The organism is Lederbergia galactosidilytica, assembly GCF_017873565.1.
In the GTDB taxonomy this organism is placed as follows: Bacteria; Bacillota; Bacilli; order Bacillales; family Bacillaceae_C; genus Lederbergia; species Lederbergia galactosidilytica.
The window spans coordinates 32,235-46,619 of record NZ_JAGGKH010000009.1; the positions used below are offsets into that span (position 1 = coordinate 32,235).

Annotated in this window: 13 protein-coding genes and 1 other annotated feature; of the genes, 9 read left to right on the forward strand and 4 right to left on the reverse strand. The window is 40.2% G+C overall.

Features of this window, described 5'->3' with window-relative positions:
* Nucleotides 1-572: 572 nt before the first annotated feature.
* Together J2Z23_RS10905 and J2Z23_RS10910 are read right to left on the reverse strand one after the other, a co-directional pair.
* Nucleotides 573-1,403, reverse strand: coding sequence for a C39 family peptidase (locus J2Z23_RS10905; protein WP_057982167.1), 831 nt, complete (start codon nt 1,401-1,403; stop codon nt 573-575).
* A 167-nt stretch (nt 1,404-1,570) separates the two neighbouring features.
* The gene (locus tag J2Z23_RS10910) at nt 1,571-2,086 is read right to left on the reverse strand and encodes a gamma carbonic anhydrase (RefSeq protein ID WP_476629904.1); all 516 of its coding nucleotides are present in this window, start codon (nt 2,084-2,086) and stop codon (nt 1,571-1,573) included.
* Nucleotides 2,087-2,270: 184 nt separating this feature from the next.
* On the opposite strand from J2Z23_RS10910, the gene J2Z23_RS10915 reads away from it, so the two are divergent.
* Nucleotides 2,271-3,077: an alpha/beta hydrolase gene (locus J2Z23_RS10915; protein ID WP_057982163.1), complete on the forward strand. Its 807-nt coding sequence runs from the start codon at nt 2,271-2,273 to the stop codon at nt 3,075-3,077.
* A 156-nt stretch (nt 3,078-3,233) separates the two neighbouring features.
* A complete protein-coding gene (locus J2Z23_RS10920) occupies nt 3,234-4,313 on the forward strand; it encodes a tetraprenyl-beta-curcumene synthase family protein (RefSeq protein ID WP_057982161.1) in 1,080 nt (359 codons plus the stop codon).
* On the opposite strand, the gene mnmM is transcribed toward J2Z23_RS10920, so the two are convergent.
* Nucleotides 4,310-4,912 carry a tRNA 5-(aminomethyl)-2-thiouridylate-methyltransferase MnmM gene (gene mnmM / locus J2Z23_RS10925; RefSeq protein ID WP_057982153.1) on the reverse strand — a complete coding sequence of 201 codons (603 nt, stop codon included), beginning with the start codon at nt 4,910-4,912 and terminating at the stop codon, nt 4,310-4,312. The two genes, J2Z23_RS10920 and mnmM, sit on opposite strands and share 4 nt — an antisense overlap.
* A gap of 384 nt (nt 4,913-5,296) precedes the next feature.
* Here mnmM and J2Z23_RS10930 point away from each other — a divergent pair, with 384 nt between their 5' ends.
* A complete protein-coding gene (locus J2Z23_RS10930) occupies nt 5,297-5,587 on the forward strand; it encodes a YtzC family protein (RefSeq protein ID WP_209973932.1) in 291 nt (96 codons plus the stop codon).
* 74 nt (nt 5,588-5,661) lie between these two features.
* On the opposite strand, the gene J2Z23_RS10935 is transcribed toward J2Z23_RS10930, so the two are convergent.
* The gene (locus J2Z23_RS10935) at nt 5,662-6,693 is read right to left on the reverse strand and encodes a Gfo/Idh/MocA family protein (protein ID WP_064468529.1); all 1,032 of its coding nucleotides are present in this window, start codon (nt 6,691-6,693) and stop codon (nt 5,662-5,664) included.
* A gap of 480 nt (nt 6,694-7,173) precedes the next feature.
* Here J2Z23_RS10935 and J2Z23_RS10940 point away from each other — a divergent pair, with 480 nt between their 5' ends.
* The 6 genes from J2Z23_RS10940 (at nt 7,174) to J2Z23_RS10965 (ending at nt 14,381) form a co-directional block, all read left to right on the forward strand.
* On the forward strand, nt 7,174-8,355 hold the full coding sequence (locus tag J2Z23_RS10940) for an MDR family MFS transporter (protein WP_057982147.1): 1,182 nt from the start codon (nt 7,174-7,176) through the stop codon (nt 8,353-8,355).
* Between the two features lie 199 nt (nt 8,356-8,554).
* Nucleotides 8,555-8,767, forward strand: a binding site (T-box leader).
* Between the two features lie 207 nt (nt 8,768-8,974).
* On the forward strand, nt 8,975-11,389 hold the full coding sequence (gene leuS / locus J2Z23_RS10945) for a leucine--tRNA ligase (protein ID WP_209973935.1): 2,415 nt from the start codon (nt 8,975-8,977) through the stop codon (nt 11,387-11,389).
* 1,341 nt (nt 11,390-12,730) lie between these two features.
* Nucleotides 12,731-13,048 carry a rhodanese-like domain-containing protein gene (locus tag J2Z23_RS10950; protein WP_057982138.1) on the forward strand — a complete coding sequence of 106 codons (318 nt, stop codon included), beginning with the start codon at nt 12,731-12,733 and terminating at the stop codon, nt 13,046-13,048.
* A gap of 298 nt (nt 13,049-13,346) precedes the next feature.
* Nucleotides 13,347-13,847, forward strand: a complete 501-nt coding sequence (locus tag J2Z23_RS10955) for a DUF3221 domain-containing protein (protein ID WP_057982136.1) — start codon at nt 13,347-13,349, stop codon at nt 13,845-13,847.
* Nucleotides 13,848-13,979: 132 nt separating this feature from the next.
* Complete coding sequence (locus tag J2Z23_RS10960) at nt 13,980-14,162, forward strand: sporulation protein Cse60 (RefSeq protein WP_057982134.1); 183 nt, start codon at nt 13,980-13,982, stop codon at nt 14,160-14,162.
* 45 nt (nt 14,163-14,207) lie between these two features.
* Complete coding sequence (locus J2Z23_RS10965; RefSeq protein WP_209973937.1) at nt 14,208-14,381, forward strand: hypothetical protein; 174 nt, start codon at nt 14,208-14,210, stop codon at nt 14,379-14,381.
* Nucleotides 14,382-14,385 lie beyond the last annotated feature (4 nt).

Consider the following 14,385-nt stretch of genomic DNA (forward strand, 5'->3'; position numbering starts at 1 on the left):
TAAACCACCCTACGCCGTCGCAAGCGCCATCGCTACTATGAATCCCTTTAAGGAGAAAATCGGGGGAGGTATTATTCACCGTAATGACTTTCCTCTTGTATAATGTGGCTTGTCAAGCTGTCCATCCCCTTCCCATTCATAATGGGATATATCTGGGTATTTCAGTGCTTGGATCTGAAATAATATATCTTATTAAGAATATATGAAGAAAAACAAACCATCGAGTACAGCTGCCGAAAACATTCGGTTTACAATCCTGTCTGACTAGAAAGAGTATGCTTTCTTATTTATTAAATAAAGTAGTTAAAAAAGCTATACTATAAGTATTTAATAACAAAAAAAGAGAGGAAATGAATCCCTCTCTTTTTTCGATTGAAAATGGTGTCTTTGCCCTCGGAAAAAGCATGAACTGAAGGTTCCTGCTGTGTAAAAGGGTTCACAGCCTAGTCGCGCTCCTTTAGCGGCAGGCTTGCAGTGTAACGTTTTGTTGCTTCTCTTGCACTAGTACATCCTTGTATGTCACAATGCCTTTGTGACTAACTTATTTTTGAGATGCCTCTAAAGAAAAGCCGTTATTTTTTTGCTGAGAAAGTAATTGCCTGGCTCCCCATTTGCACCCAAGATTTTTCAAAGTCTTTGATTGATGCTTTTTTATTTTTCTTTCCGGTTAATGGGTCATTGAAATAGACAAAATCTTTATCATATCCGGTTATTAAGACGGAATGTTCCTTCCTTGTAATCTGAATTTCTCCTGATTCTGTATGCCAAGTTTGAAAATACGAATCTTCTAACTTTCGATATTCGGTATTAATGATAACCCAAACGGGTCTTCCATCTGAAAGGGGAATTTTTAATTCTTCGAATGTTTGTCCAGTTAAGTTGACCATTTGTCCTGGCAAATAAGCTTCTGCTAGTTCCATAATAGGAGCATGATATACACCGAGTCCTGGTGTTTCAAAGGAATACATATCTCCAATAAAGCCATTATGGGGATCACCGTAATAAATTTTTCCATCCCTTATTTCCCTTTTAGCAGGATGTTTCTTCACCTTTTCAGCGAGTTCCATTTTATCTGCTTCGACCCCAGCACTGTGAAGCAACATAGCTAATGAAGTAACTTCACAGCCTCTTGGTAATTCGGGAAGTTGCGGGATGACCGGAGCATCGATTTTTACCTGATCCTTTATTTTTATTAACGCATATTCAGCTTGAGATATTATTGATGATTCGGAGCCCTCTGCGATCTGCTTTTCGTTCCAGTTAGAATCAAATAAAATAACAAGGATCAACACTAAGAGGCCTGTAAGGAATAAATTTTTCACTTGCTTTAGCTTAAATTTCACGATAAGGAAAATGATGATTATTGCAATTAATGCAATAACTGAGACCAATAAATAGACCATGAGAATCCACCTTTATTCTAATCTAGCCTTTGACTATTTTATCGGCACGAATAAAAGATTTTTCAGCATGTTCACTGAAATGTCAGAGGTAACTGAATAAAGTGTATAAGAATGACTCCCGGAAGTAAGTGTTGATTAGTTTTGGATGATCAAAATGTCAGTTAAAACTATTTCTTTAACTTCTTATAATACTTTGCTTTCTCCACATATTCCCTTGAAATTCGCTCCATATCTTGGATGTCCTCTTCTGTTAATGGGCGGATAACTTGGGCAGGGCGGCCAAAAGCTAAGCAATTTGGTGGAATCTTTTTCCCTTGAGAAACAAGGCTTCCAGCCCCAATAAAAGCACCTTCCCCAATTTCAGCACCATCTAGAATGATCGATCCCATGCCAATTAAGGCTTTCTTGCGAATAATACTGCTATGTAAAATAACTTGATGGCCGATCGTCACATCATCTTCAATGATTAGTGGACGATCTGGACTTTGATGCAATAGACATTGGTCTTGAATATTCACCCGTTCACCGATTATGGTTGGCGCTACATCTCCGCGAATGACTGAATGAAACCAAACACTTGAGTCTGCCCCAATTTTCACATCACCAGTAATCGTCGCAAAATCAGCAATAAAAACAGAATCATCTACTTCAGGCATTTTTCCATTAAATGGGTAAATAGACAAAAAAATCATCCTTTCTCTTTGTACTTCCCTTAGTTTATCAAAGAATGTATAGAGACGGTGGCGGTTGAGCAAAATTTATGTAATAACTGTGAGCGAGTGGGAGTAAGCTAAAATCCCTCATAATCTGTTAAATCGGGTTATAATAACGATAGAGAATCTATCTGAAAACATGTGGTGAATGAAAATGAAAAAATTTGAAACAGAACAGCCAGCAGTTGGTGTCATTGTCATTATTCACGGTGCTATGGAACACCATGGACGTTATTGGTGGCTGATTGAGATGTGGAGAGCTGAAGGTTTTCACGTTATTACTGGGGACTTACCTGGACAAGGCTTAACGACTAGAGCACATCGGGGGCATATTGATTCGTTTGATGAATATGTGAATGAAACAGTCGATTGGGTGCAAACAGCTAAAAGCTATGAGCTTCCTGTTTTTGTTTTAGGTCATAGTATGGGCGGATTAACCGCAATCCGGATGTTACAAACAACAGATATCAGCGTGGATGGATTGCTGTTATCCTCGCCTTGTCTTGGATTAAAAGAATATCCATCCGTTCCTTTGAATGCTCTCACAGTGGGGCTAAATTGGATTGCCCCAGGATTAAAAGTAAACCCTGGATTGAATGTAAATCTCGCGACACGGGACGAAGATGTAAAAGAAAGAACGTTAAACGACGGTCTTACGATTACGAAAGTTTCTGTACGCTGGTATCGTGAGCTTGTTAGTGCAATGAAACTAGCCTTTGAGCAAATGTCAAAATTCCCTGATATCCCTTTATTGGTTCTTCAAGGTGGGGATGATAAAATTGTGGATAAGTTAGAAGTTTTTGAATGGTTTAACCGTGTGAAGAGTACAGAGAAAATCTATAAAGAGTGGCATGACTGTTATCATGAAATTTTTAACGAGCCTGAAAAAGAACAAGTCTTCCTGTACGCAAAAAACTTTGTAGAATTAAGATTGCAATATTTGGATGAGAGAGAAGTATGAAATGGTGTCTTCTTGTAGGAACTATTGTGCTTTTTTCGATAAGCTTAGTGGACATGAGGTCAATAGAAAATTTAGGTTTGTCATAGTCGTGAGCGCAGGCTGTTAAGTAGATCTAAACAGGTATCAGCACTTTTCAAGAATGAAGAGGTGAATAGTATGGCTTTACCAGTAAATCCGATAACATTGTTAAATCAAGTGTTTCGTCAAGTCTTTCCTGTCACCCATCAGGAATTAAACAACTGGAAAAATAAAGCCGCGTTGATTCCTAATGAAGAATTGAGGAATCAAGCGCTTGCCAGTATCGAGCATAAAACCTTTCATTGTGAAGGGGGCTCGATTATGGCGTTAACTGCCTTGGATGGGAAGGAAACAGCCATCCGTTTTATTGTTGCATACCAAACGATTAGTGATTATTTAGATAATCTTTGTGATCGCAGTACTTCTTTAGATCCTGATGACTTCGCTGCCTTACATGAATCAATGATCGATTCGCTTAATGTGGAGGCACAACCGCGTGATTATTACCGTTATCGCGAAGATCAGAATGATGGTGGCTATTTAACAGCGCTTGTGCACACTTGCCAATCGATGCTTAAAGAGCTTCCTCATTATGAAGACATTAAACCTTATTTAATGGAGCTATGTCATTATTATTGCGCTTTGCAAATACATAAGCATGTGCGTGTTGAGGAACGAGAGAAAAGATTGCAAACTTGGTTTGCGAGGTATCAGGCTCAGTTGCCTAATATGAGTTGGTATGAATTTTCCGCCTGTGCCGGCTCCACATTAGGGATTTTTTGTTTAGTATCCTATGGTCTTCGAGCGGATTTTCAAGCGGAACATGCGAAAATAATTCGCAACGGTTATTTTCCTTATATCCAAGGACTCCATATTCTTTTGGACTATTTTATTGACCAAGATGAGGATCGCAAAGAAGGGGACTTAAATTTTTGTTTCTACTATGAGAGCGATGAACAGCTATTTTCGCGCTTAATGCATTTTCTAGAAAAAGCGGATGAACATACCCAATTTTTACCTGATTCAAAATTCCACAAATTAATAAACCGCGGATTACTAGCTGTATATCTCTCCGATCAAAAGGTCAATGAACAAAAAGCCGTCCGCCTCCTCGCCAGAAGACTAATGAAACAAAGCGGACCCACCGGCCATTTCTTCTACTGGAATGGACGGCTATACCGCCGGCTAAAACATGGGGCCAGTCCCCCATCACGTTAACGCATTACTGTGGTGGGGGACTGGCCCCGTTTTTTTTCAATGGCGAGGACGAAGGGAGGGTGGTTCCGTTGATTCAGGAATGCATATTGTAGGACATGAAAGGATTCTTGATTGAGTGCGGAAACATATTCAAGGAGGGCATCACGTTCTGCCGCACCACCTTCATGGCCGTGATAGACAACTAGTACAAGAATGCCACCGACTTTCAAAAGGGGTAATAATTGTTCAATCGCTGATAGCGTTGTTTCTGGTTTGGTGACAATTGTTTTATTCCCTTTTGGTAAATAGCCTAAATTAAAAATCGCTGCCGCTATTTGGCCGTGATGTTCAGTAGGTAAGTAGCAAGCGACATGTTCATGTCCTGTTTGAAAAAGTTGGACAGATCCTGATAAATTTTCTGTTTCTAAGCGATTCATGGTTTGCTCAATCGCCTGTGCTTGAATATCAAAACCATACACTTTGCCAGTTTTACCAACAAGTTTGGCTAAAAAAACGGTATCATGACCATTTCCAACTGTTGCATCCACTACAATATTATCCCGCATTACAGCCTTTGCCAATAAAGAACGGACATATGTAAGAATCGGCTCGATCTTCAAAATGACTCAACTCCTTAAAAGTGTGTGTTCAAAAAGAAAGATAAAAAGGACCAAGTAGAGGGCTAAAGACGTAGAAGCTAATCGCAATCATCCGACACTATCCATCTTGGACGTGGAAAGTTCACATTGGCATAGTGGTGCTGGAGATTGTCATGAGTCCTTTAGCAGAAAAATCCTCTCCTAATATATAAGTAGTGCAGAAACAAGTACTAGCCGTGATGACTTCGATGTTCGACACGTTCATCTTAACCAGTCTTTTTGAACCTTCTCTAAAAATAACCAATTTCACTAAAAAATTTTATCATAGAGAAGTCCTTTTGAGAACAAACTAGACATACCCGCTCGCTTAAGTGCGGGAACATTCGGTGAAGGAGAGGATCGGTTGTGGCGACGCGACAGTCTGTCGAAGATTGTATGAATCGTTGTGAAGATGCCATTCTTTATGCCAATGAACAACTGGATGAAGTATTGAGACAAGGGTTTTATCAAGATGCGGAATTTAGTGAAGCTCAGGCCGGTTTGGAACAAGCGGTGATGGAACTGGAAAAACTTAAAGACAGCTCCAACGCTCAACAACGTGAACAATTAGATCGTACTCGACTGAAGGTGCAGCAGTTGCAAAACCAAATGATTCTCCAAAACCAAGAACGTCCTCCATATGGAACGATGATGTAAGAAAGAGCGCCTTGGGCTTGCTCAAGGCGCTTTTCAATACAGAAGGATAGGCATGGGCTTTTCCTTTCGATTCACTATTCGAATGTCACACGTTCTTTCTTTTTTCCGGAATCATAGATCGCTGTGATCATTTTTTGAGTTTTTAAGGCATCTTCCCCTGTAATCTCTGGTTGTTTGCCTTCTTGGAGAGCCTCATAATAATTATTCACTTGTTTAATATGACTTACACCCCAATAACTTTTTGCGCCACTGTCATAATCAAATGTCTCATTGGGATTATTATCAGCGATGAATTCCCGACCATCATGCAAAGTAACAGTTGCGCGGTCACCTACCATTTTGGCGATACCGCTTTCACAATGTAATTCGATTTCAACGGGTGCATCATACGTATAATAATTAATGGCATGAAACGCAGTAACTACACCATTTTTATATTTAATAACACCTTCAGCGGAATCTTCTACATCAATAAATTCGTGGGCACGATTACTAATCGTAGCATCTACGTAATGAATTTCATCATCTACAAACCATCTCATTAGATCCATCGTATGGATGGCTTGGTCAATAATGACACCACCGCCTTCTTTATCCCATGTGCCTTTCCAATCACTTTCTTTATAATAGTCATCAGAACGATCCCATGTAACAGATAATTTACCTGAGCAAATCGCACCTAATTCTCCATTTACCAGCATTTCTTTAATTAGTTTGGAACCAGGATTATACCGATTTTGGAAAATAACGCCTAATGTTACATTTTGATTTTTAGCTGTTTCTACCATCTCTACGGCATCCTCATAAGCAATGGACATTGGTTTCTCTGTCAAAATATGAATATTTCGCTTTGCTGCTGCAATCGCAACAGGAGCGTGCAAGTGATGGGGTAGGCAAATATGGAGGACATCTAAATCCTCTGAATCGAGCATTTTTTCATAATCTGTGTAATAGGCACATTGAAAGATTTCTGCCTTTTCTTTTGCGCGATCTTCTTTATTATCACAGACCGCAACAATTTCCGTATCTTCCCGGGCATTCACCGGATAAGCATGCATTGGGAAAATTCTCCCACAACCAATAATACCTACTTTAAATTTAGACATATGTAGAACCCCTTTCTTCTTGATTGTCTTAGGTAATGATTAGATACCTTAATCAAAATATACCTATAAAATTGTTTGAAATCCAATTTTTAATGCGAGAGTATTTGCTCTTTCTGTAAATAAGAATCCTTTGCAAAATCAAGATTGTTCTGGATATTTTCTAGCATCTTGCTTCTCCTTGTCAAATGGACTAGAATGGCTTAGTCACGAAACAGAGAAACTTTCATAGTAGATTTAAAAGTTATTAAAAATGGGTACTTACTTATATAGATATAAATTTTAAATTAGTCATGTCCAGTGTTAAGAGGCTCGCAAAATCCGCGTCCATCTGCATTGCACAAAAGGTGATTTGTTTTCACCAATCGATCCAATCGGACAACTAGAACAGGCTTAAGCTATCCATTATATAAATGAGTTAACCTCACTCTCTTCAACAGAGAAAAGTGTGACCTACAGAATTAGGAGAGGAGATGTAAAGAGATGCCAAGAGCTGTATGGTTATTAGTCATTGGGATGCTCGTTAGTGTGACTGGGAATTCTTTTTTATGGCCACTGAACGCCATTTATATACATGATTATTTAGGAAAATCATTATTTATTGCCGGTTTAGTATTGATGTTAAACTCTGCTGCTAGTGTAATTGGAAATCTAGTAGGAGGGATTTTTTTTGATAAAATCGGTGGCTATAAATCGATCTTATTAGGGATCATCATCTCTATTTTATCTTTAGTAGGAATGACGTTTTGGCATGGATGGCCTTATTATGTGATCTTCCTTGCTATTTTAGGACTTGGAGGAGGGATTATTTTCCCTTCCATGTTTGCGATGGCTGGTTCGGTTTGGAAAGAGGGCGGAAGAAGGGCATTTAACGCCGTCTATGTCGCACAAAATGCCGGAGTTGCGATTGGCTCTGCTCTCGGAGGAGTGGTTGCTAATTTTTCTTTCGACTACATCTTCCTCGCCAATCTATCGATGTATGTCGTTTTCTTGTTTATCGCTTTATTCAGCTATAAAAATATGGCAGATGGACAACTTGGCCAATCCAATGTATTGCAAGAAAGACGAACGATTCGGGATAAAAGCAAGTTTTATGCATTGGGCATTATCTGTGCCGCCTACTTCTTAGGATGGGTTTGCTATGTGCAATGGCAAGCGACGATTTCTTCTTATACACAGGATTTAAATATGTCCCTTAATCAATATAGTCTGCTCTGGACAGTGAATGGGGCAATTATTGTACTTGGCCAACCAATCATGCAAAAAATATTGCGGAAATTGGGTAGCCAAAATTTGAAAGGCCAAATGCTCGTAGGATTTTCCATTTTTATGGTTTCCTACGGAGTTGCGGGTTTTGCGGATGGCTTTAAAGGATTTTTATCGGCTATGATCATCCTCAGTGTAGGAGAAATGTTAGTATGGCCAGTTGTTCCAACTGTTGCCAACCAATTAGCTCCTAAAGGAAGGGAAGGATTTTACCAAGGGATTGTCAATAGTACAGCAACAGGAGGCCGAATGATCGGACCTGTTCTGGGGGGGATGCTCGTTGATGTATGGGGCATGTCGGTATTATTTATTATCCTGATTTTCTTATTGCTTGTTTCCTTTATCTTATCGTATTTTTATGATCGACCATTAAAAAAGCAATCCACTATGACTTCTTAATTGATATTAGTAAAAAACTAGACTTGCCAATATGTATATTTTTGATTACAATTGGAAATATCTGATTAAAAAAGATGTTCAAAAAGACCGGTAAAAATGACACTGTGAGATAAATGATCCGACTAGTGCCGACACGACCTGTGTCGAATGTCCGATCTTGGCCCTTTTATCCTCCTTTTTGAACACGAATTAAAAAATAGTTGAAACGTGAATAAAGGAATAGTAATGATATCAAACTGTGTAGAGAGTTGACGGTTGGTGGAAGTCAATCAGGGTGAATCATGAACTCGCCTTTTAGTTGTATAAGCGAAAGAAGTAGTTTATGCCGTTTTCCGCGTTAAGGATATATGAGTGAATGCAATAAGCATTAATGTGGGTGGTACCGCGGGAGCTTAAGTCTCTCGTCCCAGAGGTTTCTTTGGGATGGGGGGCTTTTTTCTGTGGAAAAGGGCGGAGCTACGCTATTCATTATATAATGAGTAAAATGACGAAAATACACTTTAGTTCCACTCAAACGCCTAAAAAAGGATACTGTTTCAACCTTTTCATGCTTGTTTTTATTGATCTTGTGATCTAAGTTCACGCTAATCACGTTTTACGAATGAACGGAGGAAGAAAGATGAGTTTTAACCATCAAGAATTAGAAAAAAAGTGGCAAACATATTGGGAAAACAATAAAACGTTTAAAACTGATGCAGACGGTGAAGGTGAGAAATTTTATGCATTGGATATGTTCCCTTATCCATCTGGTGCCGGCCTTCATGTAGGTCACCCAGAAGGATACACTGCAACCGATATTTTATCACGAATGAAAAGAATGCAAGGCTATAATGTACTACATCCAATGGGCTGGGATGCCTTTGGGCTACCGGCAGAACAATACGCTCTTGATACAGGTAATGACCCTGCTGAATTTACACAACATAATATTGAAACCTTTAAAAGACAAATTCAAGAACTTGGTTTTTCCTATGACTGGGACAGGGAAATTAATACAACGGATCCTCATTATTATAAATGGACACAATGGATTTTCCTTAAATTGTTTGAAAAAGGTCTTGCCTATGTGGATGAAATTCCCGTGAACTGGTGTCCAGCGCTTGGAACAGTTCTAGCGAATGAAGAAGTTATCGATGGCAAGAGTGAACGTGGCGGACATCCGGTGGAACGCCGCCCAATGAAGCAATGGATTTTGAAAATTACCGAGTATGCCGATCGTTTACTTGATGACCTAGAAGAACTTGATTGGCCAGAAAGCATTAAAGACATGCAGCGTAACTGGATTGGACGTTCTGAAGGAGCGGAAGTGACCTTTAAAATTGCTGATTTTGCTGAGACGTTTACCGTGTTCACGACCCGTCCAGATACATTGTTTGGTGCGACTTATGCTGTATTAGCACCTGAGCACCCATTCGTTGAAAAAATTACAACTACCGCACAAAAAGAACAGGTAGAAGCATATATTCAAAAAATCAAAGCTAAAAGTGATCTTGAAAGAACAGATTTGGCAAAGGAAAAAACAGGTGTATTTACTGGGGCGTATGCAATTAACCCTGTCAATGGTAAGCAGATTCCGATCTGGATTGCCGATTATGTCTTGATGTCTTATGGTACAGGTGCGATCATGGCTGTTCCAGCTCATGATGAACGTGATTATGAGTTTGCTAAGACATTTAACTTGGAGATTATCGAAGTCGTATCTGGTGGCGATATTGCCAAAGAAGCTTATACAGGGGATGGCCCTCATGTGAATTCCGAATTCCTTGATGGACTTGGGAAAGAAGAAGCGATTAGCAAAATGATTGCTTGGCTTGAGGAAAAAGGTATTGGAACAAAGAAAATCACCTACCGTTTACGTGATTGGCTCTTTAGTCGCCAACGTTACTGGGGTGAGCCAATTCCGATTATTCATTGGGAAGATGGCACAATGACAGGTGTACCTGAGGAAGAATTACCATTGATTTTGCCGAAAACCGATGAAATCAAACCGGCGGGTACAGGCGAATCACCGTTAGCCAATATTGCTGATTGGCTACATGTCGTTGATCCTGAAACAGGTAAGAAGGGCCGTAGAGAAACAAACACAATGCCACAATGGGCAGGCAGTAGTTGGTATTATCTTCGTTACATTGATCCACATAATGATCAAGCATTAGCTGACCCGGAATTATTGAAAAAATGGCTTCCCGTTGATATATATATCGGTGGTCAAGAACATGCCGTCCTGCATTTATTGTACGCCCGTTTTTGGCACAAATTTTTATATGATCTTGGCGTCGTGCCGACAAAAGAACCGTTCCAAAAACTATACAACCAAGGGATGATTCTTGGAGAAAACCATGAGAAAATGAGTAAATCCAAAGGCAATGTCGTCAATCCTGATGAAGTCATTGAAAGTCACGGGGCAGATACATTACGCCTGTATGAAATGTTTATGGGACCATTGGATGCGTCAATTTCTTGGTCCGCGACAGGTCTCGATGGGTCGCGCCGTTTCTTAGATCGTGTCTGGCGTCTCTTTATCGAAGATGATGGTACACTTGCAACTAAGATCCAAGATACAACTGGGGGCGACTTGGAAAAAGTCTACCACCAAACTGTTAAAAAAGTGACAAGTGACTATGAGCAGTTGCATTTTAATACAGGAATTTCTCAATTAATGGTCTTCATCAATGAAGGCTATAAAGCAGATGTCATACCGAAAGAATATGTTGAAGGCTTTATAAAATTGTTGGCACCAATTTGTCCACATATTGCCGAAGAAATTTGGGAGAAATTAGGGCATACAGATACAATTACGTATGAAAAATGGCCAGAATATGACGAAAACAAACTTGTTGACAATGAAATCGAAGTCGTCGTGCAAATCAACGGAAAAGTTCGCGCTAAACTAAAAGTATCCCGTGACGCAACACGAGAAGAACTTGAAAAAATTGCGCTAGACGATGAAAAAGTCAAACAGCAATTAGCTGATAAAACAATTCGCAAAGTGATCGCCGTTCCAGGCAAACTAGTCAATATTGTCGCGAATTAAACAGGTAGGCCTCATCCCAGTGGATGAGGCCTTTTTTTGCTGGTTCATCAGATTGCGCAATTTAAGGGAGAAATTGCGCAATCACCGGTGAAAGAAGCGCATCCGCGAGGAAGTCACGCAATCGCCGGCGAAAGTTCCGCAAAGGCGTTAGGAAGTTGCGCAATAGGTGAAGGAAGTCACGCAATCATCGGCGAAAGTTCCGCAATGACGTTAAGAAGTCGCGCAATAAGTGGTGAAAGTTGCGCAAAGGCGTTAGGAAGTTGCGCAATAGGTGAAGGAAGTCGCGCAATCACCGATGAAAGAAGCGCATCCGCGAGGAAGTCACGCAATCACCAGTGAAAGTTCCGCAATAGCGTTAGGAAGTAGCGCAATCACCGGTGAAAGAAGCGCATCCGCGAGGAAGTCACGCAATCATCGGCGAAAGTTCCGCAATGACGTTAAGAAGTCGCGCAATAAGTGGTGAAAGTTGCGCAAAGGCGTTAGGAAGTTGCGCAATAAGTGAAGGAAGTCGCGCAATCACCGGTAAAAGTAGCGCATCTCCGAGGAAGTCACGCAATCACCAGTGAAAGTTGCGCAATCACGTTAAGAAGTCGCGCAATCACCGGTGAAAGAAGCGCATCCGCGAGGAAGTCACGCAATCATCGGCGAAAGTTCCGCAATAACGTTAAGAAGTCGCGCAATAAGTGACGAAAGTTCCGCAAAGGCGTTAGGAAGTTGCGCAATAAGTGAAGGAAGTAGCGCAATCACCGGTGAAAGTAGCGCATCCCGAGGAAGTCACGCAATCACCAGTGAAAGTTCCGCAATGACGTTAAGAAGTCGCGCAATAAGTGGTGAAAGTTCCGCAAAGGCGTTAGGAAGTTGCGCAATCAGAGATGGAAGTAGCGCAATCACCGGTAAAAATAGCGCATCCGCGAGGAAGTCACGCAATCATCGGCGAAAGTTCCGCAATGACGTTAAGAAGTCGCGCAATAAGTGGTGAAAGTTGCGCAAAGGCGTTAGGAAGTTGCGCAATAAGTGAAGGAAGTCGCGCAATCACCGGTAAAAGTAGCGCATCTCCGAGGAAGTCACGCAATCACCAGTGAAAGTTGCGCAATCACGTTAAGAAGTCGCGCAATAGCCTTAAGAAGTCGCGCAATAAGTGACGAAAGTTCCGCAATGTCATAGCGAACTTGAGCAATATCAGCTCAGTTGGCTCACTCCCCTTCACTTCAAGATCCGCTATTTCATCAAGTTTGTCGGAATCTCTGATCCAAGTTCCTTAAATATGGGCTCGTTCATTTGACTATCCAATCACGAGGAAAGATAATAATATAGAAATATTTCATTTGAGAGGGAGATTAGATGAGCGAAATTAAGACCATTACCCCAGAGGAGCTACAAAAAGATCTAGAAGCAGGAAAAAAATATAATTTAGTCGATGTACGAGAAGATGAAGAAGTTGCAGAAGGGATGATTTCGGATGCCGTTCATATCCCTATGGGACAAATTCCAGAGCATCTCGACCATTTTGATCCAAATCAAGAATATATCGTAATTTGTCGTTCAGGTGGCCGCAGTGGCAGAACTTGTGAATATTTAAATGCGCAAGGTTATAATGTAACAAATATGGTTGGCGGCATGCTTAAGTGGCAAGGAGAAACAACTCCGAAGGAAAAATAACATCGATGATCAAATAAGGGAATCCCTAGGGCTTTATATAATGAGTCTTAGGGATCTTTTTGTCTTAAACTGAAACTTATCAGGCTAAAAGTGCGTCTTAATATATGAAAATATGATGATTGTGGATGACAAAAGGGGAAGGACTGTGTTCGGTAAAATCTTACAAGTAGGAGCATGGTCGATATGATTAAAAAGCCAATATATATATCCGTTTTATTGGGGACAACTCTTTTGGTATTTGTGATTTTCTTCATGGACAGAGCGGTAAGAAAACGATTACGGTAAAAGGAAAGGGATCATGCGAAAAATACTATTCTTCTTTATCAGTTTTTTTATTTTATTAGGTGCTATGTTTATTTGGAGTTTAATAGATAATTATGCACAAGAATTTGAGAATAAGCGGTCTACTGCCCGTTCGAATTCTCTTAAAATGAACGAAGAGACGGAGGAGCAAATCACAGGATATTTCTACTTTGGTTTTATAGATATGCGAGAGAAATTTGAAGAGGAGGCTCAGGAACAATATTTTTATTACATGGATCATTACTTTCAACAATACTATAATAAAATAATCCTTCCTGACGAGAGGATAGACTCAAAATCTCCTGAAGGAAATTATGTCGAATATTTTCAGGAAATCAATGGTCTTAATCTATTAGAGATTTCTTCAAATTATTCTAAGGGGTTAGGGAATGGAGACTATATCTCTATACAGGTAAAAGGGCCCGTTTTTGAATCATTTCCCATGCAGGCTAAAATAACTCGGATAGAGATTATCCATTCGAGGAAAGGGATTTAGACCATACACAACAACTAAAAGATCCATGTCTGGTTCGAGTTGTACTAAGCTAGCGCTGTAACCAAAATTTATTTTCTGAATAGTATAAAATCCACTGGTATTGGCGATCATGCTAAAAAGGGGTGGATTGAATTGGTACAAGTTAAGCTGTTTGATTGTGACCATGAACAGGATTTAGAGGAAGAAATGAATGAATTCCTCGAACAAATATCGCCGAGAGATGTGGTTGATATTAAATATAATGTTGCGCTCATTGGCGATGCTTCCGGGGAACAAGTCTTTTGTTTCAGCGCATTGATCATATATAACACATAAAGGCAGGTTGCTATCGCAGTAGATAGTCCTGCCTTTTTTGTTTAAATGAGTAGAATAGAAGAACTGCAAAAAGCGGGAGATCGACATGGCCGTGCCGGAAAGAAATTTAAAATGCCTACAGAACTATGGCTGTCCCCTAAACTCAAGGAAGTCTCCAAAAGTGTAACAGCCGCAAGCCTTGATTCTCCCCGAAACGCAAGGCACCCGTTAAAAGTGTAACAAC

What these genes read in the sequence shown, in the direction of transcription:
- J2Z23_RS10935 (WP_064468529.1), bottom strand. Translation starts at nt 6,693, where the DNA reads ATGTCTAAATTTAAAGTAGGTATTATTGGTTGTGGGAGAATTTTCCCA.
- leuS (WP_209973935.1), top strand. Translation starts at nt 8,975, where the DNA reads ATGAGTTTTAACCATCAAGAATTAGAAAAAAAGTGGCAAACATATTGG.
- J2Z23_RS10940 (WP_057982147.1), top strand. Translation starts at nt 7,174, where the DNA reads ATGCCAAGAGCTGTATGGTTATTAGTCATTGGGATGCTCGTTAGTGTG.
- J2Z23_RS10950 (WP_057982138.1), top strand. Translation starts at nt 12,731, where the DNA reads ATGAGCGAAATTAAGACCATTACCCCAGAGGAGCTACAAAAAGATCTA.
- J2Z23_RS10915 (WP_057982163.1), top strand. Translation starts at nt 2,271, where the DNA reads ATGAAAAAATTTGAAACAGAACAGCCAGCAGTTGGTGTCATTGTCATT.
- J2Z23_RS10965 (WP_209973937.1), top strand. Translation starts at nt 14,208, where the DNA reads ATGAGTAGAATAGAAGAACTGCAAAAAGCGGGAGATCGACATGGCCGT.
- J2Z23_RS10920 (WP_057982161.1), top strand. Translation starts at nt 3,234, where the DNA reads ATGGCTTTACCAGTAAATCCGATAACATTGTTAAATCAAGTGTTTCGT.
- J2Z23_RS10955 (WP_057982136.1), top strand. Translation starts at nt 13,347, where the DNA reads ATGCGAAAAATACTATTCTTCTTTATCAGTTTTTTTATTTTATTAGGT.
- J2Z23_RS10905 (WP_057982167.1), bottom strand. Translation starts at nt 1,403, where the DNA reads ATGGTCTATTTATTGGTCTCAGTTATTGCATTAATTGCAATAATCATC.